This is a genomic window from Micromonospora sp. NPDC005173 (assembly GCF_040608515.1).
Taxonomy (GTDB): Bacteria; Actinomycetota; Actinomycetes; order Mycobacteriales; family Micromonosporaceae; genus Micromonospora.
The window spans coordinates 1-22,271 of sequence record NZ_JBEXIK010000053.1; the positions used below are offsets into that span (position 1 = coordinate 1).

At 69.8% G+C, this 22,271-nt stretch carries 26 protein-coding genes, 1 tRNA gene and 1 pseudogene; 6 read left to right on the top strand and 22 right to left on the bottom strand.

The window, feature by feature from the left end; translation table 11 throughout:
- Positions 1 to 83 precede the first annotated feature (83 nt).
- Both ABZV00_RS32730 and ABZV00_RS32735 read right to left on the bottom strand, forming a co-directional pair.
- Positions 84 to 758 (bottom strand): IS3 family transposase, encoded by a 675-nt coding sequence (locus ABZV00_RS32730; protein WP_355613403.1) that lies wholly within the window; start codon positions 756 to 758, stop codon positions 84 to 86.
- Positions 755 to 1,066 carry a transposase gene (locus ABZV00_RS32735; protein WP_221629431.1) on the bottom strand — a complete coding sequence of 104 codons (312 nt, stop codon included), beginning with the start codon at positions 1,064 to 1,066 and terminating at the stop codon, positions 755 to 757. Before ABZV00_RS32735 ends, ABZV00_RS32730 begins: the two co-directional genes overlap by 4 nt.
- Positions 1,067 to 1,110: 44 nt before the next feature.
- Here ABZV00_RS32735 and ABZV00_RS32740 point away from each other — a divergent pair, with 44 nt between their 5' ends.
- Together ABZV00_RS32740 and ABZV00_RS32745 are read left to right on the top strand one after the other, a co-directional pair.
- Positions 1,111 to 1,464, top strand: a complete 354-nt coding sequence (locus tag ABZV00_RS32740) for a DDE-type integrase/transposase/recombinase (RefSeq protein ID WP_355613406.1) — start codon at positions 1,111 to 1,113, stop codon at positions 1,462 to 1,464.
- Positions 1,465 to 1,504: 40 nt separating this feature from the next.
- The gene (locus tag ABZV00_RS32745; protein WP_355613407.1) at positions 1,505 to 1,741 is read left to right on the top strand and encodes an integrase core domain-containing protein; all 237 of its coding nucleotides are present in this window, start codon (positions 1,505 to 1,507) and stop codon (positions 1,739 to 1,741) included.
- A 124-nt stretch (positions 1,742 to 1,865) separates the two neighbouring features.
- On the opposite strand, the gene ABZV00_RS32750 is transcribed toward ABZV00_RS32745, so the two are convergent.
- From ABZV00_RS32750 to ABZV00_RS32775, 6 genes are read right to left on the bottom strand one after another with little or no spacing between them, the layout of a single operon-like run.
- Positions 1,866 to 2,018 (bottom strand): hypothetical protein, encoded by a 153-nt coding sequence (locus ABZV00_RS32750; protein WP_355613409.1) that lies wholly within the window; start codon positions 2,016 to 2,018, stop codon positions 1,866 to 1,868.
- Entirely contained in the window at positions 2,015 to 2,326 is a 312-nt protein-coding gene (locus ABZV00_RS32755) for a TrmO family methyltransferase (RefSeq protein ID WP_355613411.1), read from the bottom strand. The genes ABZV00_RS32750 and ABZV00_RS32755 overlap by 4 nt, the downstream gene beginning before the upstream one ends.
- 57 nt (positions 2,327 to 2,383) lie before the next feature.
- Positions 2,384 to 2,812 (bottom strand): hypothetical protein, encoded by a 429-nt coding sequence (locus ABZV00_RS32760; RefSeq protein ID WP_355613413.1) that lies wholly within the window; start codon positions 2,810 to 2,812, stop codon positions 2,384 to 2,386.
- Between the two features lie 50 nt (positions 2,813 to 2,862).
- Positions 2,863 to 3,699, bottom strand: a complete 837-nt coding sequence (locus ABZV00_RS32765) for an ABC transporter permease (protein ID WP_355613414.1) — start codon at positions 3,697 to 3,699, stop codon at positions 2,863 to 2,865.
- Positions 3,696 to 4,685: an ATP-binding cassette domain-containing protein gene (locus ABZV00_RS32770; RefSeq protein WP_355613416.1), complete on the bottom strand. Its 990-nt coding sequence runs from the start codon at positions 4,683 to 4,685 to the stop codon at positions 3,696 to 3,698. The genes ABZV00_RS32765 and ABZV00_RS32770 overlap by 4 nt, the downstream gene beginning before the upstream one ends.
- The gene (locus tag ABZV00_RS32775) at positions 4,675 to 4,965 is read right to left on the bottom strand and encodes an antibiotic biosynthesis monooxygenase (RefSeq protein ID WP_355613418.1); all 291 of its coding nucleotides are present in this window, start codon (positions 4,963 to 4,965) and stop codon (positions 4,675 to 4,677) included. The genes ABZV00_RS32770 and ABZV00_RS32775 overlap by 11 nt, the downstream gene beginning before the upstream one ends.
- 59 nt (positions 4,966 to 5,024) lie before the next feature.
- Between ABZV00_RS32775 and ABZV00_RS32780 the strand changes: the two genes are divergently transcribed.
- From ABZV00_RS32780 to ABZV00_RS32790, 3 genes and pseudogenes are all read left to right on the top strand, one after another.
- Positions 5,025 to 5,657 (top strand): helix-turn-helix domain-containing protein, encoded by a 633-nt coding sequence (locus ABZV00_RS32780; protein WP_355613420.1) that lies wholly within the window; start codon positions 5,025 to 5,027, stop codon positions 5,655 to 5,657.
- Between the two features lie 214 nt (positions 5,658 to 5,871).
- The gene (locus ABZV00_RS32785; RefSeq protein WP_355613422.1) at positions 5,872 to 6,384 is read left to right on the top strand and encodes a polyketide cyclase; all 513 of its coding nucleotides are present in this window, start codon (positions 5,872 to 5,874) and stop codon (positions 6,382 to 6,384) included.
- Between the two features lie 27 nt (positions 6,385 to 6,411).
- Positions 6,412 to 6,495 (top strand): annotated as a pseudogene (locus ABZV00_RS32790) (IS6 family transposase); the annotation flags it as partial.
- Between the two features lie 109 nt (positions 6,496 to 6,604).
- On the opposite strand, the gene ABZV00_RS32795 reads toward ABZV00_RS32790, so the two are convergent.
- From ABZV00_RS32795 to ald, 12 genes are all read right to left on the bottom strand, one after another.
- Complete coding sequence (locus ABZV00_RS32795; protein WP_355613424.1) at positions 6,605 to 7,300, bottom strand: L,D-transpeptidase family protein; 696 nt, start codon at positions 7,298 to 7,300, stop codon at positions 6,605 to 6,607.
- Positions 7,301 to 7,678: 378 nt separating this feature from the next.
- The gene (locus ABZV00_RS32800) at positions 7,679 to 8,581 is read right to left on the bottom strand and encodes an SdrD B-like domain-containing protein (protein ID WP_355613426.1); all 903 of its coding nucleotides are present in this window, start codon (positions 8,579 to 8,581) and stop codon (positions 7,679 to 7,681) included.
- Between the two features lie 583 nt (positions 8,582 to 9,164).
- Entirely contained in the window at positions 9,165 to 9,752 is a 588-nt protein-coding gene (locus ABZV00_RS32805) for a hypothetical protein (RefSeq protein ID WP_355613428.1), read from the bottom strand.
- Between the two features lie 914 nt (positions 9,753 to 10,666).
- Positions 10,667 to 10,740, bottom strand: a tRNA-Pro gene (locus ABZV00_RS32810).
- A 196-nt stretch (positions 10,741 to 10,936) separates the two neighbouring features.
- On the bottom strand, positions 10,937 to 12,340 hold the full coding sequence (der, locus tag ABZV00_RS32815) for a ribosome biogenesis GTPase Der (RefSeq protein WP_355613430.1): 1,404 nt from the start codon (positions 12,338 to 12,340) through the stop codon (positions 10,937 to 10,939).
- Entirely contained in the window at positions 12,337 to 13,017 is a 681-nt protein-coding gene (cmk, locus tag ABZV00_RS32820) for a (d)CMP kinase (RefSeq protein ID WP_355613432.1), read from the bottom strand. Before cmk ends, der begins: the two co-directional genes overlap by 4 nt.
- A 195-nt stretch (positions 13,018 to 13,212) precedes the next feature.
- A complete protein-coding gene (locus tag ABZV00_RS32825; RefSeq protein WP_355613434.1) occupies positions 13,213 to 13,983 on the bottom strand; it encodes a pseudouridine synthase in 771 nt (256 codons plus the stop codon).
- A complete protein-coding gene (scpB, locus tag ABZV00_RS32830; RefSeq protein WP_355613436.1) occupies positions 13,970 to 14,926 on the bottom strand; it encodes an SMC-Scp complex subunit ScpB in 957 nt (318 codons plus the stop codon). Before scpB ends, ABZV00_RS32825 begins: the two co-directional genes overlap by 14 nt.
- A complete protein-coding gene (locus ABZV00_RS32835) occupies positions 14,919 to 15,938 on the bottom strand; it encodes a segregation/condensation protein A (protein WP_355613438.1) in 1,020 nt (339 codons plus the stop codon). Before ABZV00_RS32835 ends, scpB begins: the two co-directional genes overlap by 8 nt.
- 41 nt (positions 15,939 to 15,979) lie before the next feature.
- On the bottom strand, positions 15,980 to 16,903 hold the full coding sequence (locus tag ABZV00_RS32840) for an AAA family ATPase (protein ID WP_328426481.1): 924 nt from the start codon (positions 16,901 to 16,903) through the stop codon (positions 15,980 to 15,982).
- 180 nt (positions 16,904 to 17,083) lie between these two features.
- Entirely contained in the window at positions 17,084 to 18,076 is a 993-nt protein-coding gene (locus ABZV00_RS32845) for a site-specific tyrosine recombinase XerD (RefSeq protein ID WP_355613472.1), read from the bottom strand.
- A gap of 11 nt (positions 18,077 to 18,087) precedes the next feature.
- The gene (gene ald, locus ABZV00_RS32850) at positions 18,088 to 19,203 is read right to left on the bottom strand and encodes an alanine dehydrogenase (RefSeq protein ID WP_328414256.1); all 1,116 of its coding nucleotides are present in this window, start codon (positions 19,201 to 19,203) and stop codon (positions 18,088 to 18,090) included.
- A 293-nt stretch (positions 19,204 to 19,496) separates the two neighbouring features.
- On the opposite strand from ald, the gene ABZV00_RS32855 reads away from it, so the two are divergent.
- Positions 19,497 to 19,754 carry a TM2 domain-containing protein gene (locus ABZV00_RS32855; protein ID WP_355613441.1) on the top strand — a complete coding sequence of 86 codons (258 nt, stop codon included), beginning with the start codon at positions 19,497 to 19,499 and terminating at the stop codon, positions 19,752 to 19,754.
- A 96-nt stretch (positions 19,755 to 19,850) separates the two neighbouring features.
- Here ABZV00_RS32855 and ABZV00_RS32860 read toward each other — a convergent pair whose 3' ends face one another.
- Complete coding sequence (locus tag ABZV00_RS32860; RefSeq protein ID WP_355613443.1) at positions 19,851 to 20,456, bottom strand: NUDIX hydrolase; 606 nt, start codon at positions 20,454 to 20,456, stop codon at positions 19,851 to 19,853.
- Positions 20,453 to 22,204: a CTP synthase gene (locus ABZV00_RS32865; RefSeq protein WP_355613445.1), complete on the bottom strand. Its 1,752-nt coding sequence runs from the start codon at positions 22,202 to 22,204 to the stop codon at positions 20,453 to 20,455. The genes ABZV00_RS32860 and ABZV00_RS32865 overlap by 4 nt, the downstream gene beginning before the upstream one ends.
- Positions 22,205 to 22,271 lie beyond the last annotated feature (67 nt).

The following is a 22,271-nucleotide window of genomic DNA, read 5'->3' on the forward strand; positions in this document are numbered from 1 at the left end:
CCGCCAGAACTGTCGCTGGACATCCCTGGCGTTCAGGTCAGGCCGTCCTGGTGACCGCATCGCCGCTCGACCCGTCATCGCCGTCACCCAGCCCGGTGGTCTCCCCATTCGCACACCCCTTGATCGAGGTGTTGCGACGACCACTGGAATCCGCCTTGCGTGCCGCGGTCGGAATGAAACACCAGCCCGGGCTCGGGTCGGCGGCGTGCGAGAGCGTCGGCGAGGGCGGCGTCGACCAGGTCGGTCTTCAGGTTGTCGGCCACGGCCCAGCCGACGACCCGGCGTGATGCGAGATCGATGACGGTGGCCAGGTAGAGCCAGCCCTGCCACGTGTTGATGTAGGTGATGTCGCCGCACCAGCGGGTATCGATTACGCCAGGATCAACGCGGAAGTCGCGGCCGACCAGGTCAGGCCGGAGCCCGGCGGCCGGATCCGGGATTGTGGTCGTGCGCCAGCGGCGTGGGCTCTTGCCGGCGAGTCCGGCGGTGCGCATCAGCCGGTCGACGCGTTTGCGGCCGTGCCGTAGCCCCTGCTCGGTGAGGTCAGCGTGGATCCGCGGCGCCCCGTAGGTGCCCTTGGACCGTTCGTGCAGCACGGTGATCTTGTCGGTGAGCCGGGCATCGACCCGCTCGCGCTGCGACTGGGCGCCGGTTTTCTGCTGGTAGTAGGCGGATCGGGAGACCTCGAGCAGTTCGCAGGCACGTTTGACGTTGTGCTTGCCGGCCTGCTCCGCGGCGATGAACGGGAAGACGTTCACCGGGTCTCCTTCGCGAAGAAAGCCGTCGCCCGTTTGAGCACATCGACGTCTTCGCGCAGCCTGCGGTTCTCTTTGCGCAGCTGTGCGAGTTCGGCCCGTTCGTCGGTGGTCAGCCCGTCGGCGCGGACGCCGGTGTCGAGTTCGGCCTGCTTGACCCACTCACGCACTGCCGTCTCGGTCAGGTCGAAGTCCTGGCTGACCTGCCGGAGCGTGCGGTCACCACGCTGGCACAACTCGACGATCTCGGCCTTGAACTCCGGCGTGAACGAACGCCGAGGCCGTGGCCGCTTCTTTCCCATGCTCTCCATGATGCTGGACATCCTCCCGGAGACCCCAGGTCCCCTGATCTCGGATGTCCATCAAAACGGGGCAGGCCCAGATCGCTCGGGCCAAGCGGCGCCGCCGGGGACTGACACGGCAGGGCAAGCGCCCAGCCGCGCCGGACCTGATCAAACGGGTGTTCACCGCGCCCGCACCCGATGTCGCCTGGTGCGGCGACATGACCGAGATCGTCACCGGCGAGGGCAAGCTCTACCTCGCTACCGTCATCGACCTCTACTCGCGGCGCATCCTCGGTTACGCGATGGGCGAGCATCACGATGCCAGCCTCGTCGTGGCGGCGTTGAACATGGCCGCGGTCACCCGCGGCGGCCACGTCGCCGGCGTGATCTTTCACAGCGACCGCGGCAGCGAACACCTCTGCTGACTTCGCGAAGGCTTGCGCCCGGTGGCAGGCGCGCCAGTCGATGGGCCGGGTCGGGTCGTGCTTTGACAACGCCGTAGCCGAGGCCACCTTCTCCACCATCAAGGTCGAGTACGTCCACCGCTGGCAGTTCCGCACCCGCAATGAGGCCCGAATCAAGATCGCCACCTGGATAACCGACTTCTACAACCGCCGCCGACGGCACTCCGTCTGCGACGGACGCTCACCTATCGACTACGAACGATCAACGGCTCGAGCTGTGGAGGCTCAAGCCGCATAGCGGAGCCCTCCACGCTTCCAGGGGATTGACACATGAGCGTGCAGTTGATCAGTGCAGAGCGCTGCGGATCCTCTTCGTTGTCGGGCTGTTCGACGGTGGGCAGGTTCGAAGGCCGTGCCGTGGGTCATGGCAGGAAGTAGTTGGTCATGAGGCGCGTGACCCATTCCGGTTGCCGGATGTCGGTGGGTTGGAATTCGATCGTTGTGGGTTTCAGGTCGATGATGGGGGTGCCAGTTGCGGCGTCGAGGCCGAGCACTTCGAGTGTCCGGCCGTTCACGATGTGATGGGGCAGGTGGTCATGCCGATGCGGTTGGGGCGGTGGGGTCCGCGGTCGGCGAAGACGCCGACCGGCGGGAGGTCTGCCCGGCCGCGCGGCGGGCGGGGTCGGTAGTGGGGCCGTTCCGTCGCCCGGTCGAAGACGAAGAAGACATCGACGTGGGAGAACCCGTCCAGGCCGAGTAGGCAGTCCTCACCGAACCGCTGGTCCACCGTGATGGTGCTGGTCACGGCCCCCCAATGGTCGGTGATGGCGATGTCCATGCGGCTGTTGTGTACGGTGCCGATTGGCTGCACGAGGAATTGCATGGCGTGCCCTTCGACGAGGCCGGCCGCGCGGTGCGGCCGGCGATGGTTGAGAAGCGGTCAGTGGCGTCCGGTGAGCCGGAGGCCATCGCGAATGTTGCCGGCCATCAGGGCCAGCGCCGTCGCGGCGGCGAGCACCTCGACGGTCTGAACCAGTAGGTACACGGCACCGAACTCGCCGCGCAGGGCGAGCCGGTCCAGGATGAACGCGGCGGGAGTCAGCAGGAACAGTCCGATACCGGCGATGTACGGCATACGGCCTCGCTTGGCCGTGATTTTCGGGTCAGTCGAGGCGTCGGCCAGACGGAAACCGGTCGCTGCGGTAAGCAGCAGGGCCGGGACGAGGACGAGCAGTGCCCACAGCACGGCCCGCCGGACGTCGACGGCATGGTGCGCGTCGAGCAGCGCGGAGCTGAGCGCGGCGAGGACGAGCAACGTTGTCGTGGTGACCGCTGTCGCGGCAGCGAGCAGGTGGAGGCGGGTCAGCATCGTCTTACTCCTCATGGGCATGGGTCGCGGCGAGTGAGCGCTGTCGGTGGTCACGTGCGGGTGCGGTACAGGCGCATGGTTAACGGACCGAAGATCGCCACGAGCAGGACCGCCGTGAGGAGCACGACGCCGATCTGGTCGGGCTCGGCGGTGCCGTGCATGAGCCCTCTGACGGCGTCGACGAGCAGGCTGACCGGGTTGACCTCGACGAACGTCCGCAGCCATCCGGGCATGGTCTTCGGGTCGACGAAGACGTTGCTGGCGAAGGTGAGCGGGAACTGTACGAGGAAGCTCACCGCCGAGATGGCGCTCGGTGTGCGAAGGACGAGCCCGAGCGTTGCCCAGACCCAGGAGAGGCCGAACGCGAATACGAGGATCAGGGCGACCGCCGACAGAACGCCGGCGGCACCGCCCTCGGGGCGGAAGCCCATGACGAGTCCGAGGGCGAGGACGATCCCTGCGGCGAGGAGGTTGCGGCCGGCGTCGCTGATCAGGCCACCGACGATGAGGGCCGGGCGCCAGATCGGCATGGACCGGAAGCGGTCGACCACGCCGGTGGTGATGTCGGTCTTGAGGTTGACGCCCGCGTACACGGTGATAAGCAGCACCGCGAAGACCGTGGTGCCAGGGAGGAGGTACTGGAGATACTCACGCGTCGAGCCGACCATGGCGCCGCCGAACAGGTACGTGAACATGACGGTGAACAGCACCGGAATCATGATCGCGTCGGCGAGTTGCTCCGGAACGTGCTTGATCTTCAGTAGGGCGCGCCGGGCGAACGTGAGGGACGCCGACAACGCGCTGGCACGCGGCGGTCGCGGACGCGTCGACACGGCGTCGGGGAGGGTCTGGCCGATCATGTCCGGCGTCGTCGATGTCGTGGTCATGCCGCCTTCTCCGCTGCGTCGGTGCCGACCTGGGTGCTGCGTCCGGTGAGGGCCAGGAACGCCTCGTCGAGGCTGGGTTGGCCGAGCGCGAACGTCGTGAGGTGAATCCCAGCCCGGGTCAGGTCAGCGAACGCGACCGAGGCACGGGCGGGGTCGTCCACCCGAGCCGAGAGCAGACCGTCGTCGGTGCCGGTCTGGACCGTGACGCCGAGGGCCCCGGTCAGGAGTCGCGCGGCCTCGGCCCGGCGGTCGGGCTTAAGCACTTGGACCTGGAGGGTTCCGGCACCCACCGACGCCTTGAGCTGTGCGGGTGTGCCCGCCGCGATGATCCGGCCCCGGTCAATGACGGCGAGCCGGTCGGCGAGCCGGTCGGCCTCGTCGAGGTACTGCGTGGTGAGTAGCACGGTGGTGCCCTCGCGGACGAGGGCGCGCACGATGCTCCACACCTGGTTGCGGCTGCGTGGATCCAGGCCCGTGGTCGGCTCGTCCAGGAACAGCAGGTCCGGGGTGACGATGATGCTGGCGGCGATGTCCAGCCGGCGCCGCATGCCGCCCGAATGCGTCTTGACGGTCGTGCCAGCGGCTTCGGTGAGCCCGAATCCATCGAGCAGTTCCTCGGCGCGGGTCCTGGCTCCGGCCCTGCTGTAGCCGAGGAGCCGGGCCAGGATCGTGAGGTTCTCGAACGCCGTCAGCTCCGCGTCGATCGTGGCGAACTGGCCGGTCAGGCTGATCCGGTCGCGGACACGGCCAGCTTCGCGTACGACGTCGTGGTCGAGCACCCGAGCGGTGCCGCCGTCCGGTCGCAGCAGGGTGGCGAGGATGCGGACGGTGGTGGTCTTACCGGCCCCGTTCGGACCGAGGAAGCCGAAGACACCGCCGGCGGGCACGGCCAGATCCACCCCGTCGACGGCGCGGTGGTCGCCGAAAGCCTTGACCAGACCGATGGCTTCGATCGCCAGTTCGCCGTGCACCGGCTCAGTGCTCATCGACGACAGCCACATCATCGGCGGTGACCGCGCGGGCCAGCGAGAAGGTGGCGGCGGTCTCCGGAAGCTCGGGGGCGATCCGACGGGCCGCCTGGAGACGCTCGGCCGAGTCCCACCGCCAGATGCCGATCCAGGTCTGCTCGTCGACCTGCCCGAGTCGCGTCTCGACGAGGCCGGGGGTCGCCGCCCTGATCGCGGCGACAAGGTCGGCGTGCCGGGTGCGCAACGCGGCCGCAGTGTCAGGCTCGATCGTGAATCGGGTAACGGTGATGACAGACATGCCAGAACCAATCTCTAGAAAGTACCTCTAGTGAACGGTTCTAGAGATAGACTACTGCGGTGACTGAAGTCAAGAGCATGAAGACGCGGACCCAGCGGGCGGCGGAGACGCGGGGACGCATCCTCGACGCCGCGCGTGAGCTGTTCATCACCAACGGGTACGGCGCGACTAACCTGCAAGAGGTCGCCGACCGGGCGGGGGTGGCGATCCAGACGATCTACTTCGTTTTCGGGAACAAGCGCAAGCTGCTCAAGGAGCTCGTCGACGTCACGATCGCAGGCGACGATGAGCCGATCGCCACAATGGACCGGCCGTGGCTCCGTGAGGCCCTGGCATCGAAGACCGCCGACGCCCTGCTCCGTGCGCATGTCCGGGGCGTCGGCGAGGTGTTGCACCGCGTGGCGGCCATCACCGACATGGTGGCCACCGCGGTGGCCTCCGACGCCGAGATCGCGCAGCTCTGGCCGGACGGGGAGCGGCCCCGGCTCCAGGTGCAAACGACGGTTGCCGAAACCATCGTCACCAAACCGGATGCACGAGCCGGCATCACCGCCGAGACGGCGGCCGACATCCTGTTCGCGCTGCTGAGTCCGGCTCTCTACCTGCTGTTCGTGCGCGAACGCGGCTGGTCGACCGAACGATGGCAGCAATGGACGTTCGACACGCTACGAGCACAGCTCTGTGCCCCCTAACCTAAGCGCGAGTACTGGCGGCCCGTAGGTGGTAGTGGCGCTGCTGGCCGACGACACGCCGCACGAGCGCACCGCTCACGCTGTCCCAAGTTTCATGATCCAGTCACTGTCATCGGCAAGACTGCGCATCGAGCGCCACCGCACGCCCCGTCACGTACCGTGACGCCCGGTCGGCGCCATGTCCGGATGCCGGGCGTTGGTGAAGGATAGATGCATGATCGGTGACCGGTGGGGCGTGACCGACAGCGAGAAATTGCGCTGCTATCCGTGCGACGACTTCGTCGTCTCACCCGCGCTGCAGGCGTGGCGGGGTGTGCGCGTCGAGGCGTCTGCCGAAGTGGTGTGGCCGTGGGTTGCACAAGTGCGGCTTGCGCCGTACTCCTATGACTGGATCGATAACCTTGGCCGCCGTTCACCTCGGGAGCTGGTGGGCCTTCCCGAGCCGCAAGTCGGAGAGAGATTCACTACTGCTGGCGGGCGGGAGCTGGGCAGGATCGTCTCGGTCGACCCGGGGAAACAGCTGACGGGCACCATCATGGGCGCCTTCATGTCCTACGTCCTCGTGCCCCAGGAGCACGACACGCGCTTACTGCTCAAGGTCGTCATGCAGACCACCCGCTGGGCCGCCCTCGGGCTGTCCGTCGGCGACCTGATCATGGCTCGACGTCAGCTACTGAACCTGAAGCAACTCGCCGAGCGCCACCACCAGGGCACGGCCAAGGATTGAGGATCAGCCTCATCGGCAGGAGCGTGCCGCGGCCACTACGAACTCGCCGTCGACACCCCGCCCCCACTGCGGGTCGCCGCTGCGGTTACCGAACTCGCCCAAGCGATCTGACCGCGGACCCGACACCGGGTTCAACACATCCGCCGATCCGATAACGCATCGGCGCCGTCTTGCTTCCTTCCCGTTGCCTCGGCTGCCGACCGCGCGGCCCTCGGGGCGGTCAGTAACGGCCGAGGTTCTGGCTGGGCGCCATCACGATGCGTGGAGAGGCGTCCGGATCCAGCCACTCCAGTACCCGGAGCAAGTTGGACTGTGCCAACGAGACACAGCCGGCGGTACCGCCGCTCCCCATGACGTGCAGGAAGATGCCGCTGCCGCGGGCCGGGGTGGCTGCCCTCACCGGGATGTTGTAGTTGATGACCGCGAAGTAGTTGTACTGCGGCACGGTCTGCCACAGCGCCTCGCTGTACCCGCCCGGGTTCGTGCCATGCACAAAGCTGTTGTACGTGGACGAGCTGGGATTCTCATCCCAGTAGTCGTTCGCCACAAGCTGGTGGTAGCTGTACTTGACGCCGGGGTTGGCGTGCACGCCGTACATGGTGGAGCCGATGCCATAGACGCCTGTGGGCGTCGTGGGGACGCCCTCCACATGGCTGTCGCTGAACCCCTTGGTGCCGATCCGCGCGCTCATCACCCCGAACTTCGGCCGCCACACGCCGTTCACCTTCTCGAACGTCTCGAGGGACGCGACGCTCGTACCGTAGCCGCTGCTGTAGACGACGATGAGCTGGCGGGTGCTGGCCGGAATGGTGTGTAGCCGGGAGGCGATGTTGCTCTCTGCGGCCGGCGTCGCGGCCTTGCTCGTCGGGACGTGCGACGGCGACCGGCTGAGAGACGCCTTCGTGGACCGGCTCACCGAAGGCGACGGGGACCGGCTAGCCGAAGGCGATGAGGAGGGACTTGCGGAGTCAGTCGGTCCGGGAGCGCCGGTCACCGAGGTATCGACCGGAGCCGACCCGGCGTCCACCGTGCCGTTCCGGCCCGGAGTTGCGCAGGACGTGAGTCCGAGCCCGCCGAGCAGCGCCACCGCGATGGCACCGAACACTGCCCGCCTGAACGGCGTTCGCATTCCTACTCCTCCAATGGTTCTTGATGTCCGCCAGCCCCGCTCGTCTAGCCGGAAGGCGACCGCGATTCAGGGGGTGGCTCTTGCCGCGTAGTTGGTCTGGGGGCCGGCCGCTGGATTGCACGGACCATCGTCCGCCCGAGTTGTCTCGGGCGGGCGGCTACCCGCTCAGCTCTGGGGGACCAGGCCGGCGTCGACCACGTACTCGCCGCCGTGCACGGCTTCGAACTCGGCGCTGGCGACGAGCAGGGTGGGCTCGAACTGGTACGACGTCACTATGTCCGAGTCGGTGGCGTCGTCACCCACGTCGGCGACGGTCCGACCGTATGCGCCGGACGCTTCCAGCCAGACCGAGTACAGAAGCTCAGTGCGGGCGATAATCGACCAGGTTCCGTCCGGGTTGACGGTGGCGGAGCCGCCGCCGATGGCCCGCCCCTGCCGAGCACCCAGACGCACGTTCAACACGCCGTCCGGGCCTCCGGCTATCGCCGGCTCACCCTCCTCGCGCTGCCCGTCCCGGTCCAGGTCGTGCCAGACGGTGCCGCGGATAATGCAGGTGCCGGAGATCGCGGCCGTGACGGAGCCGGCGTTGTTGTCGGTGTTCGCTTCCCGCCTCTGCGGGGCGATGGTCGTGGTGATCGGCACAGCGCTGCCCGGCGTCGCGCCGGCCACGACGAATGGCACGTGCAGCCGGATGGCCCGACCGCCAGCCGCCAGTTCCGGGTACGAGCACGTGTAGCTCGTCGTGCTCGCCACCGCGCAGGCCCAGCCGCTGTCGGTGCCGGAAGGGGTCGTCGTCCGCAGCCCCGAGGGCACCGAGACAGTGACGCTGACCGGGTCCGACCCGCCAGGGCCGTAGTTCCGGACGTCGATCTCCGCGTTGAAGGTCTCGCCCTCCGCCGGGTTCAGCACGCTGGTCATCATGAGGTCGACGGCCAGATCGGGCTGGAGTTTCCCGGCCGCCACCGCGTCGGCCGGAGCGAGCACCGCCGCGCCCCCGACCAGGGCGAGGGTGGCGAGCGAGCTGGAGAAGGTACGTCGGATCGAGCGGGACAGGGAACGAGGCCGCATAAGTTCCTCACGTCGCAGGTGACGACCCTCGCGAACGGCGAGGGCCGCGCTGGAGATCAACTGACTCCACTCATCCGGCGTCGTCGGTCTGGCCGGCGTTACGTATGAGGGGCGGCGCTCGCCGGATCGAGAGCATCGTCGGCGACGGGGGACGACTCGGGCGAGCTTCGGCCGCCATCGTTGATGTCAACGAGTGATGTCAGCCGTTGCTATCGGCTCCCTGCCCGCTGGTGGAACCGCCGGATGGATCAACTGGCCGACCCGCTGGCCGGACTCGACGACCTCCCGTGGGAGTCGCTGCACCACGCGTACTTCATGCTGTACGGCTGGGGCGCTTGGCCGGCGAGCAGGCTCGGAGCGTGGCAGGGCTGGCAGGGCTGGCCGGACCCCTTCATCTATTGCCACCAACACCCCGCTGCGACCTGCCTTCCGGACGTACAGTCTGCCCCTGAAACAGTTTAGGCCTGCCTGGTCTCCAAGGCTTACGAGACCGGCATGAGCCCACACCGCCAGGACTCGGCACAGGAGGGTCAGCCTCACCGGTCCTGCTCAACGGGTCCGCCCAGATACGGCGCTGTCCGGGTCAGGAAAGCCGGCGGGAGTGGGCGGAGAGCAACGACCGCAGCGGTGCCAGGCCCGCCGCCTCAAGCCCTCGCTTCGGCAGTACGAGCACTGCCCCGCCGCGCCGCTCCGATGCAAGCAGGACGAACGATCGATCCGTCTCGACGTGCAGTGGGTGCTGGGCCCAACTTGTCGTCGATTGTCCGGCGGCGCTGCTGAGATGCACCCCCGTGTCGGTAACCGAGGCCTGCATAGGCTGGGACAGCGCAGGATTGCCGCGCATGATCTGCCGAACCTGAAGCCGGTAGATCCAGCGGGAGGCGCCGAAGAGCCGGCGCAGCAGCAGGCTGAACCCGACGGCGACGGGCACCACCACGATGAACACGACGACGGCACCTATCACAGCGGTGCCCGCCGCCACATTCCCAGACACCGCTGAGGAAACGAACACGACAGCGAGCACGCCGACCGTCAGTAGGGTGCTCAGCCACCGCAGATACCAGGGACGCGGGATGCTGCGGTTATGGGCGGCGAAGCCGTCTAGCAGGTCGTCCGACGTGAGGGTGTAGTGCAGCTGCACGGGGTGGGCCGTGACGTTCTCCGAGGGCATGACCGAGAAGCCTACTCACCGCCGTGCATCCCAGTGGTCATCATTGGTCGCCTCGGTCTGCCTTGACGGGCTGGTGACGGCTTGGACCTGGTCCTCATCGTCGACGCGCGTTGGCAGCGCCACCCCACCGCCGGCCCCTAGTTTGTAAGATCTGTGCGGGCTGGCTGCCCATGATCGTGCAGGTGTCCAGCACGCGGCTCGGCGTACCTAGTTCGACGGACCCAGTCGCCGCCGTCCGGGGCCCGTTGCTGTCACAGCCATCCCTCGGTCAGCCGTCCGCGCTCCCGGCCACGCCTTCCGCGGCACTGCGCCGGCGATCCCTCAACGCTCCCCTCACGACAACCGTCGGCCGTTGGGCGCAGTTCAAGGCCGTTCAGGGCACCCTGTTGCTCCCTATCTGCTCCCCGATTCGGGGGGCGAACCGACCGGCTACAGAAATGTCCGCGGACTCCAGCCGGCATGCGGGGCTTTTCTGCGAGGGGCAGCGTGGGTACGGAGGTTGACCCAAGTACCAGCGGGCGCCGGTGGCGGCTCCGCTGATACCAGGCGGCGTTAGTGCGGCAGCAGCGTGACGTCGTATTCAACTAGCCCGAGCGCCGAAGCCGTGGCCGTCGATCAGGATGACTCCGGGCCCTTCGCTACTCCTGGGCGACGGGTCGAAGCCGTCAAGCTCAATCACCTTCGCCACCTCGCTCAGGTCCGTGTCCAGCTGGTGATCGCGCCCCGGCAGCCGGTGCAGCTATGCCTGCGGGATGACGCGCGTGTACAGGTCAGCATGCGACGGTTGAGCAGTTTCGTCCTGGAGTCCATGGAACACATGCACCGGCACGCCTTGCGGCAGCGTTGCTGTACTTCGCTGCTGTACAAGATCAGAAATGGCCATCCGGGAGATCCCGAATGGCCTCTGACCTGCGTCGGGACGGCCGGATTCGAACCGACGACCCCTTGACCCCCAGTCAAGTGCGCTACCAAGCTGCGCCACGTCCCGCCCCCGCGCGGTTTCCCCCGCGACAGCCGGTACAGCTTAGCGCAGCAGCCCCCGGCCGTCCGCACAGGCCCCACCCGGGTCGCGGCATCACCGAATCACCGCACAACCCCTAGAGCGTCCTAGGAGGATGGGTGGGAGGGTGGGTAGAAAAGTGCCGGATGGGCGAGGGCCCATCCGGCACTTTGCAGAGAGAACGTCAGCCGTGTGCCTTGCCTCGGCCGCCGGGGCCGAGCTTCTTGCGGGGGCGGACCGAGATCTCGATCGGGCTGCCCTCGTACCCGAACTCCTCGCGGAGCTTGCGCTCGACGAAGCGCTGGTAGCCGGCGTCCAGCGGGCCGGTGGTGAAGAGCACGAACCGCGGCGGCGCCACCCCGGCCTGGGTGGCGAACAGGATCCGCGGGGCGCGCCCACCGCGCACCGGGTGCGGGGTGGCCTGCACCAGCGCGGTCAGCCACTGGTTGAGGTGCGCGGTCGGCACCCGCGTTTCCCAGCTGGCCAGCGCCTTGTTCAGCGCCGGGGCCAGCTTGTCGACCGCCCGGCCGGTCATCGCCGACAGGTTCAACCGGATCGCCCAGGGGATGCGGCGCAGCTCCCGGTCGATCTCCTTGTCCAGGTAGTACCGGCGGTCGGCGTCGACCAGGTCCCACTTGTTGAACGCGATGACCAGCGCCCGGCCGGTTTCGGTGACCATCGACAGGATCCGCTGGTCCTGCTCGCTGATCGGTTCGCTGGAGTCCAGCAGCACCACGGCCACCTCGGCGGCCTCGATCGCCGCCGCGGTGCGCAGGCTGGCGTAGTACTCGGTGCCGCTGGCCTGGCCGACCCGCTTGCGCAGCCCGGCCGTGTCCACCAGCTGCCAGGTCTGACCGCCGATCTCGACCAGGCTGTCCACCGGGTCGACGGTGGTGCCGGCGACCGAGTCGACCACCGCCCGCTCCTCGCCGGAGAACCGGTTGAGCAGGCTGGACTTGCCCACGTTCGGCCGTCCGACCAGCGCCACCCGGCGCGGCCCGCGCGGCCGGTTCTCGACGATCGCCGGCGCCTCCGGCAGCGCGGCGAGGATGGCGTCCAGCAGGTCGCCTGAGCCCCGTCCGTGCAGCGCGGAGACCGGGAACGGCTCGCCGAGGCCCAGCGACCAGAGCGACGTCGCCTCCATCTCGATGGAGGTGTTGTCGGCCTTGTTCGCTACCAGGATCACCGGCTTGGCGCTGCGGCGCAGCATCTTCACCGCGGCCTCGTCCACGTCGGTGGAGCCCACCATCGCGTCGACCACGAAGAGCACCACGTCGGCGGTCACCACCGCCGTCTCGGCCTGCGCCGCGATGGCGGCGGCCCGGTCCTTCGCGTCCGGTTCCCAACCGCCGGTGTCCACCACGGTGAACGCCCGGCCGTTCCACTGTGCGTCGTACGGCACCCGGTCCCGGGTCACCCCGGGGATGTCCTCGACGACCGCCTGCCGGCGGCCGATGATCCGGTTGACCAGTGTGGACTTACCCACGTTGGGGCGGCCGACCACGGCCACCACCGGCTGCGGGCCGGTCGGTTCCTCGACGGCGATGTCGGGCTCACGCAGCTCGACCCACCCTGCACCCTCGGTCATGCCACGCTCCGTTCGGTGAGCAGGTCACGCAGCCGGGCCACGACCTCGTCGATGCCCAACTCGGTGGTGTCCAGCACCACGGCGTCCGGGGCCTGGGCCAGCGGGTTGACCTTGCGGGTCGAGTCGAGCTGGTCCCGGCGGGCCAGGTCCGCGGCGGTGGCCGCCACGTCGGCGGCGTCCTCGGCGCTGCGCCGGGCCGCCCGGGCCGCCTCGGAGGCGGTCAGGAAGACCTTCAGGTCGGCGTCCGGTGCCACCACCGAACCGATGTCACGGCCCTCGACCACGATCCGGCCGGCGTTGACGATCATCTCGCGCTGCCGGCCGACCAGCAGCTCGCGGACCGCCGGCACCGCGGCGACGGCGGAGACCGCCCCGGTCACTTCGGCACCGCGGATCTCCGCGTCCACGCCCACCCCGTCGACGGTCACGCCGTACCCCTGGGGGTCGGTGCCGACGCGCAGGTCCACCTCGCCGGCGACCTTCGCCACCGACGCGGCGTCGGTGAGGTCGACGCCGGAGCGCAGCACGGCCCACGTGATCGCCCGGTACATCGCCCCGGTGTCCAGGTAGCGCGCACCGATGCTGACGGCGAGCCGCCGCGAGACGGTGGACTTACCCGAACCGGACGGCCCGTCCACGGCGACCACACATCGCCCGGCCCGTACGTTTTCCTCCACCGTCGTCCTCCTCAGCCCGTACCTCACGGATCGCCGGCCTTCCGGCGCCGCAAGCGGTTTGTTTATCGTCATCAATCATGCCCGCAGCTCGCCGCGCACCGCGCGCGGTGCCGCGCGACGCGACCCGCGCCACCCGCGCGGCCGGCGTCCGGGCCGTCGGGGAGCCTACCGAAAGCCGTACCCCGAACCCGGGGGTCAGTCACCCACCGCGTTGAACAGGGCGGCGACCTCGGCGTTGGTCAACCGCCGGATCCGCCCGGTCCGCAGGTCACCCAGCCGGATGGGCCCGATCGAGGTACGTACCAGCCGGGTGACCGGGTGTCCGACCTCGGCCAGCAACCGCCGGACGATGTGTTTGCGCCCCTCGTGCAGGCTCAGCTCCACCTGGGCGGTCTTGCCCAGGGTGTCGATCACCTTGAACGAGTCGACCTTGACCGGCCCGTCCGCCAGCTCGACGCCGGCCAGCAACCGCTTGCTCAGGTTGCGCGGGATCGGCCCGACCACCTCGGCGAGGTATGTCTTCAGCACCTCGTACGAGGGGTGCATGAGCTTGTGCGCGAGGGTGCCGTCGTTGGTGAGCAGCAGCAGGCCCTCGCTGTCCGCGTCGAGCCGCCCGACGTGGTAGACCCGCTGCTCCACCCGGTTGCCAATGAACTCGGCCAGCTCGTTGCGTCCCTTATCGTCCGCCATGGTGGTAACCACCCCGCGCGGCTTGTTCATCGCCACGTAGACCAGGCGGGTGTCGACCTGGAGGCGCTCGCCGTCCACGTGGATCACCGCGGTGGCCGGGTCGACCTTGTCGCCGAGCTTGGCCACCCGCCCGTCCACGGTGACCCGGCGGCGGAAGATCAGGTCCTCGCAGGCACGCCGGGAACCCACGCCGGCGGCGGCGAGCACCTTCTGCAGGCGCTCGGCACCCTCGTAGACGGGGGCGTCGGGTTTGGGGGAACGGTTATCGGGTCGCATCAGCAAGCTCTTCTACGTCGTCGGGCAGGAAGGGTGCGAGGGGCGGCAGCTCGTCGACGGTGTTCAGCCCGAGCTTTTCCAGGAACAGCGTGGTGGTCCGGTAGAGGAACGCCCCGCTGTCCGGTTCGGCGCCGCACTCCTCGACAAGGCCGCGAGTTACCAGCGTACGGATGACCCCATCGCAGTTCACACCCCGGATGGCCGAGATCCGCGAACGGGTCACCGGCTGCTTGTAGGCGACCACGGCGAGCGTCTCCAGCGCCGCCTGGGTCAGCCGTACGGACTGCCCGTCCAACACGAACCGTTCGACATAGGTCGCGTATTCCGGCCGGGTGTACAGCCGCCATCCGCCGGCCGCCCTGCGCAGCTCGAACCCGTGCCCGGCGGCGGTGTAGCCGGCGGCGATCTCGTCGAGCATCGGCCCGACCCGCTCGGCCGGCTGCTCCAGCACCTGGGCCAGGATCAACTCGCTGACCGGCTCGTCGACCACCAGCAGGATCGCCTCCAGCGCGCCGCGCAGCTCGGCGTCGGACAGCTCCGGCGCGGGCTCCGGCACGACCGGCGCCCGCCGCCGCCCCGCCGCCAACCGATGGGGTACGTCCCCAGCGCCGCTCTCCCCCACGGCCGCGCCCGCTTCGCCCCCGCCCGCCTCGTCGGGCCGGCTGGCCTCATCCGACTGGCCCGGCCCACCCACCTCACCGAACTCGTCGGAGTGGCTGGACTCAGGCACCTCAGTTGACTCGCCGGGCTCATCGGCCTCAGCAACCTCACTGGGCTCAGCGAGGTTGCTCTCTGGCGGGACGGGCGTGTCGAGGGGCAGTTCACCGACGGCGTCTTCGTCGGTTTCGGAGGAGGTGGGAGCGGGCAGGCGGGGGCGCTCCCACGGGGGGACCCACGCGGCGGCCTGGTCGGCCAGGGAGTCCTGGCGTTCCTCGTCACTCATCCCGCTCACCCTCCGTCGTTTCCGTCCCGTCCGGTCCCCCGACCTCTCCCGCCAGCGCGATGGTCGGCTCCGCGTCGGTCGGCCCCGCCTGCGCGGCGGCTGACTCCGGGTCGGCTGGGGTGCCGGCGTACTCGTCGACGTGCAGTTCCGTGTCGCCGTCGGCCGGGCCGGTCCAGCGTACGGTCAGCTCCTCCAGGGCCTGCTCCTGCACGAACTCCACCAGGCCCTCCCGGTAGAGCTCCAGCAGCCCGAGGAACCGGGCCACCACCTCCAGCGTGGCCTCGCAGTCGGCGCAGAGCAGCGAGAAGGTTGCCGTGCCGGCCCGGCGCAGCCGGCCGGCGAGGATCGCCGCATGCTCCCGGACGCTGACCCGGACCATATGCACGTGGGCGATGGAGACCTCCGGCACCGGTTTCGGGGTCATCGCCTTCACGGCCAGCTTCAGCAGTCGCTGTGGGCCGATGCCGAGCACCAGGTCGGGCAGCGCCTCGGCGTACCGGGGTTCCAGGCTGACCGCCCGTGGGTACCGCCGACCGCCGACCGCCTCCAGCTCGGCGATGTGCGCCGCCGCCTCCTTGTACGCCTTGTACTGCAACAGCCGGGCGAAGAGCAGGTCCCGTGCCTCCAGCAGGGCGAGGTCGGCCTCGTCCTCCACCTCGGCGGCGGGCAGCAGCCGCGCGGCCTTCAGGTCGAGCAGGGTGGCGGCGATCAGCAGGAACTCGCTGGCCTCGTCCAGGTCCCATTTGTCGCCCATGGCCCGGATGTAGGCGATGAACTCGTCGGTGACCTTGTGCAGGGCCACCTCGGTGACGTCGAGTTTGTGCTTGCCGATCAGTTGCAGCAGCAGGTCGAACGGGCCGGTGAAGTTGGCCAGCCGGACGGTGAAGCCGCTGACCTCGGGAGCGTCCCCGGCGGGCAGCACACCGTCGACCTCGGCGGCCAGCTCGGCGGCGACCGTCGGGGCGGTGGCCTCGGGCGGCCCGGCCGGCGGGTCGAGGGGTGGCGCGGTCACCGGACGACCGTAGTGCACGAGACGGACACCGGGCGTTCCGGCTACCGCTCCGACTGGGCGGCGATCACCTCACGGGCCAGCTGACGGTAGTTGCGCGCCCCGGAGGACGCCGGGTCCAGTGTGGTGATCGGCGCACCGGCCACGGTGGACTCGGGGAACTTCACCGTCTTGGTGATGACCGTCTGGTAGACCTTGTCGCCGAACGCCTCCACCACCCGCTGGAGCACCTGCCGGCAGTGCGTGGTGCGGCTGTCGTACATGGTGGCGAGGATGCCCTCGAGCTCCAGGTCGAAGTTGAGCCGCTCGCGCACCTTGTCGATGGTGTCCAGCAGCAGCGCCACACCGCGCAGGCTGAAGAACTCGCATTCGAGTGGGATGAGCACCCCGTGCGCGACGGTCAGCGCGTTGATCGCCAGCAGGCCGAGCGAGGGCTGGCAGTCGATCAGGATGTAGTCGTACTCCTTGCGGACCGTGCGCAGCACCCGGGCCAGGGCCATCTCCCGGGCCACCTCGTTGACGAGCTGGATCTCGGCGGCGGAGAGGTCGATGTTGGCCGGCAGCAGGTGCAGCCCCGCCACGTCCGTCTTGATGACGACGTCCTCGGCGAGGATGTCGTCCTGCATGAGCAGGTTGTAGATGGACAGGTCGAGGTTGTGCGGGTTGACCCCCAGCCCCACCGAGAGCGCGCCCTGCGGGTCGAAGTCGACCAGCAGCACCTTGCGGCCGTACTCGGCCAGCGCCGCGCCCAGGTTGATGGTGGTGGTGGTCTTTCCGACGCCGCCCTTCTGGTTGGCCATCGCGATGATGCGCGCCGGACCGTGCCGATCGGTGGGCATCGGCTCGGGGATGGGCTTGCGCATCGTGTAGGCCGCCGGATCCGCCGGACCCAGGTCCGCACCGAGCGTGGCCTGCTGCTCGCGGAGCTCCGACGTCCAGGTCTCGGCACGGTCACCGTTGCCAGCCATGTCCTCGTTGCCCCCTCCCGACGACCCACCCGGCGTCGGAGCCGTCCGACGTCCTTCGCGGCGCCGCTGCGCACCCCGGTCGTGTCGCCCCAGGAGGTCCGCGCCGATGCCGACTGTACGCCACCGACCAGCAGGGGGTTCGGCACCGGCCCGGCGTGTCGGGACCGACCCCGACCGGGCTCAGCCGAGGGCGCGCGGGTGGGCGGTGGCGTACACCTCGCGCAGCCGCTCGACAGTGACCAGGGTGTAGACCTGGGTGGTGGTCACCGACGCGTGACCGAGCAACTCCTGAACCACCCGTACGTCGGCGCCGCCGTCGAGCAGGTGGGTGGCGTAGGAGTGGCGCAGGGTGTGCGGGGAGACCGCGGCGGGCCCGTCGACCGGTAGCCCGGCCCTGCCGGCGGCGCGGCGCAGGATGGCCCAGGCGCCCTGCCGGGTCAGCGCTCCGCCGCGCGCGTTGAGGAAGACCGCCGGGGTGCCCCGGCCGGCGGCGGCCAGCCCGGGCCGGGCCCGGACCAGGTAGGCGCGCACCGCCTCGACGGCGTACCCGCCGATCGGCACCAGCCGCATCCGGCCGCCCTTGCCGCGCAGCAGCGCGGTGCCCTCGTCGGTGTCGAGGTCGTCCACGGCGGCGCCGACCGCCTCGGAGATCCGCGCGCCGGTGCCGTACAGGAATTCCAGCAGCGCCCGGTCGCGGAGCGCGAGCGGCGCGCCGTCGCCGGTCGCGGTGACCGGGCCTGCGGTCTCCAGCAGCCGGACCACGTCGTCGACCGGCAACGCGCGGGGCAGCCGGCGCGGCGGGGTGGGCGGGCGGACGTCGCGGCTGGGGTCGGCGCCGGCCAGGCCCTCCCGCAGGGCGAAGCGGTGCAGGCCGCGCACCGCGCTGGCCGCGCGGGCGGCTGAGGAGACCGCCAGCGGGGGGTGCGCGTCGTCGCCGGCGCGCAGCCGGGCCAGGTGCGATTCGACGACGCCGGCGCCGACCGACGCGAGGTCGGCGACGCCGGCATCGACCAGGGTCGCGAGGTAACGGTCCAGATCCCGGCGGTACGAGGCCAGGGTGTTCGCGGACAGGCCACGCTCGACGGTGAGGTGGTCGAGGTAGCCGCGCACGGCACGGCGCAGGGCCGGCGCGGGCTGCTCGCCCGCGCCGACCGGGGCCGCAATGCCGGTCAGCCCGCCACCGCTCAGGCCAGCGCGTCGGCCAGCGGGAGCACGCTCATGCCGTGCGCCTCGGCGACCGGGCCGTAGGTGACCTGGCCGTCGTGGGTGTTCAGGCCCAGCGCCAGCGCCGGGTCGCGGCGCAGCGCCTCGCGCCAGCCCTGGTTGGCCAGCTCCAAGGCGTACGGCAGGGTGACGTTGGTCAGCGCGTAGGTGCTGGTGTTCGGCACCGCGCCGGGCATGTTCGCCACGCAGTAGAAGATCGACTCGTGGACCTTGTAGACCGGGTCGGCGTGCGTGGTCGGGCGCGAGTCCTCGAAGCAGCCGCCCTGGTCGATGGCGATGTCGACGAGAACGCTGCCCTGCTTCATCCGGGAGACCAACTCGTTGGAGATCAGGGTCGGCGCCTTGGCACCGGGCACCAGCACGGCGCCGATGACCAGGTCGGCGTCGAGCACGGCCCGCTCGATCTCGTACGCGTTGGACGCGACGGTCTGCAGGTGGCCGCGGTAGATGGCGTCGGCCTGGCGCAGCCGGGCGACGTTCTTGTCCAGCAGCAGCACCTCGGACTGGAGGCCCAGCGCGATGGCGGCGGCGTTCATGCCGGAGACGCCGGCGCCGATGACCACGGTCTTGGCCGCGTACACGCCGGAGACGCCGCCGGGCAGCACGCCGCGCCCACCGCCGGTACGCATCATGTAGAAGGCGCCCACCTGCGGGGCGAGCCGGCCGGCCACCTCGGACATCGGGGCGAGCAGCGGCAGCGACCGGTCGGGCAGCTCGACGGTCTCGTACGCGATGGCGGTGACCTTCCGGTCGACCAGCGCGTCGGTGCAGACCTTGGAGGCGGCCAGATGCAGGTAGGTGAAGAGCACCTGCCCCTCGCGCATCCGGTGGTACTCCTCGGCGATCGGCTCCTTGACCTTGAGCACCAGCTCGGCGGTCTCCCACACCTCGTCGGCGGTGGCCAGGATCTTGGCGCCCGCCGCGGCGAACTCCTCATCGGTGATGCTGGAGCCGACCCCGGCGCCGGACTCGACGAAGACCTGGTGACCGCTGCGGGTGAACTCGTTGACGCCCGCCGGCGTGATCGCCACGCGGTACTCGTGGTTCTTGACCTCGCGAGGGATTCCGACCTTCACGATGCAGACACCTCTCTTCGGGGCTGCTCTCCCCCGACTGCTCGGTGCCGCGATGGCCCCATTGCCACCACGGTCCACCGGTCCCGCCGGCGGCAGTCTAGGCGCGCCCGGCGCCGCCGCGAGCCAGCACAGTGGCAATCGGTGCCCGGGTGTCCTGACGGAGTGTCAGGGCGACCGACCGGGCCGGCGGTGGGAGGCCACCTCAGCCGACAGGACAATGTTCGCCCATTATCGTCCCATCTGGCGGATACCGGTGCGGACAAGGAGCGAGTGGATCACTAGTGTGTCGGCCCATGACCACTCCTCAATACCAGCCGGGGTACGCCCCCGGTTACTCCGACAAGAGCAAGGTCGTCGCGGGCATCCTCGGCATCCTGCTCGGCACCTTCGGCGCCGGTCGGTTCTACACCGGACACACCAAGATCGCTGTGCTGCAGCTCGTGGTGAGCATCGTGACCTGTGGCGTCGGGGCGCTCTGGGGCGTCATCGACGGCATCCTCATCCTGGTGAACGGCGGCACGGACGCGCAGGGCCGGCCGCTGCGCGACTGACCGTCGGACCAACGCAGAGGGGCCCCGCGGCGTGCCGCGGGGCCCCTCTGCGTGTACTCCTCGCCGGTGCCATGTGTGCGGCCCCGGCGACGACTCTCAGCGCGGCAACGGCGTGTCCGCGCGGCGCAGCGCCGACCAGCCGGTGTCCCGGGCCCGGGCCGCGGCCAACAGCCCGGCCACCGCGGAGGCATTGGTGATCTCGCCGGCCAGGACCATGCCGACCGCCTCGTCCAGGTCGATCCGGACGATCTGGAGGTCGGCCTCCTCGTCGCTGCGCTCATGGCGCTCATCGGCCGGCACGTCGGCCAACTCCCGGGCCAGGTAGACCCGGACCAGCTCGTTGGTGAACCCGGGCGAGCTGTGCAGGTCGACCAGCGCGTCGATGCGGCCGGCGGTGAGGTCGGCCTCCTCGGCCAACTCCCGCAACGCGGCGGCCGGCAACTCCTCGCCGGAGACGTCCATCAGCCCGGCCGGCAGCTCCCACAGGTGCCGCCCGACCGGGTGCCGGTACTGCCGGATCAGCACCACCTGGCCGGCGTCGTCGAGCGCCACCACGGCCACCGCCCCGACGTGCCGGACGAGGTCCCGCCGCGCGGTCCCGCCGCCCGGCATGGTCACCTCCTCGCTGACCACGGTGAAGATCCGGCCCCGGTAACGCTCCTCGCTGGAGCGCACCTCGTAGCGGTGCTCGACAGCGCTCACGACGCGGACGTCGCCTTCGTCGCGGCGCCGTTGCGGGCGGCCTTACGCGCCGTCGGGGCCTCCGTGGCAGCGTCCAGGTCGACCGGCAACTGGTCGGCCTGCGAGTACGCCACGGCGGCCTTGACGAACGAGGCGAACAGCGGGTGCGGGCGGGTGGGGCGGCTCTTCAGCTCCGGGTGCGCCTGGGTGGCCACGAAGAACGGGTGCAGACCCCGGTCCAGTTCGATGAACTCGACCAGCCGACCGTCCGGCGAGGTGCCGGAGATGTGCAGGCCGGCCTTGGTCAGCGCGTCCCGGTAGGCGTTGTTCACCTCGTAGCGGTGCCGGTGCCGCTCGCTGATGTCAGTGCTGCCGTACGCCTCGGCGACCATCGAGCCCTCGGTCAGCGTCGCCGGGTACGCCCCGAGCCGCATGGTGCCGCCCAGGTCGCCCTTGCCGGCGACGATGTCCTCCTGGTCGGCCATCGTGGCGATGACCGGATGCTTGGCCTGCTCGTCGAACTCCAGGGAGTTGGCGCCGTCCAGGCCGGCCAGGTGGCGGGCCACGTCGATCGTCATGCATTGCAGGCCGAGACAGAGGCCGAGCAGCGGGATGCCGTTCTCCCGGGCGTACCGGGCGGTGCCGATCTTGCCCTCGATGCCGCGTACCCCGAAGCCGCCGGGGATGAGGATGCCGTCCACGCCGGCCAGGGCCGCCGCGGCGCCGGCCGGGGTGACGCACTCGTCGCTGGGCACCCAGCGCAGCTGCACCCGGGCCCGGTGGCCGAAGCCGGCCGCCCGGATCGCCTCACTCACCGACAGGTACGCGTCGGGCAGGTCGACGTACTTGCCGACCACCGCGACCGTGACCGTGTGCCGGGGCCGGTGCACCCGCTCCAGCAGGTCGTCCCAGCTGGCCCAGTCCACGTCCCGGAAGGAGAGCCCGAGCCGGCGCACCACGTACGCGTCCAGCCCTTCACGGTGCAGCACCTTCGGGATGTCGTAGATGCTCGGCGCGTCCGGCGCCGCGACGACCGCCTCGGCGTCGACGTCGCAGTAGAGCGACAGCTTCTCCTTGAGCTTCTGCGGGATCTCCCGGTCGCAGCGCAGCACGATGGCGTCCGGCTGGATACCGATGTTGCGCAACTGCGCCACCGAGTGCTGGGTCGGCTTGGTCTTCAGCTCACCCGACGGCGCCAGGTACGGCACCAGCGAAACGTGCAGGTAGAAGCAGTTGTCCCGGCCCAGGTCGTGGCGGACCTGGCGGATCGCCTCCAGAAACGGCAGCGACTCGATGTCGCCGACCGTGCCGCCGACCTCGGTGATCACCACGTCGGGCAGGTGACCGTCGTCGTCCGGGTCGGCCATCGCCACGATCCGCGACTTGATCTCGTTGGTGATGTGCGGGATGACCTGGACGGTGTCACCCAGGTACTCGCCGCGCCGCTCCTTGGCGATCACGTCGGAGTAGATCTGGCCGGTGGTGACGTTCGCCTTACCGGACAACGCCCGGTCCAGGAACCGCTCGTAGTGCCCGACGTCGAGGTCGGTCTCGGCGCCGTCCTCGGTGACGAAGACCTCGCCGTGCTGGAACGGGTTCATCGTTCCGGGGTCGACGTTGAGGTAGGGGTCGAGTTTCTGCATCACCACGCGCAGCCCGCGCGCGGTCAACAGGTTGCCGAGGCTGGAGGCGGTGAGGCCCTTACCCAGCGAGGAGGCGACGCCCCCGGTGACGAAAATGTGCCTGGTCGTCCGTGCTGATGGGGCCAAGGCCTGCTCCCGTGTCGTCTGTCGCGGTCATGCAGACCGCCGTGCTTGATCAGCAAAATTGATCACG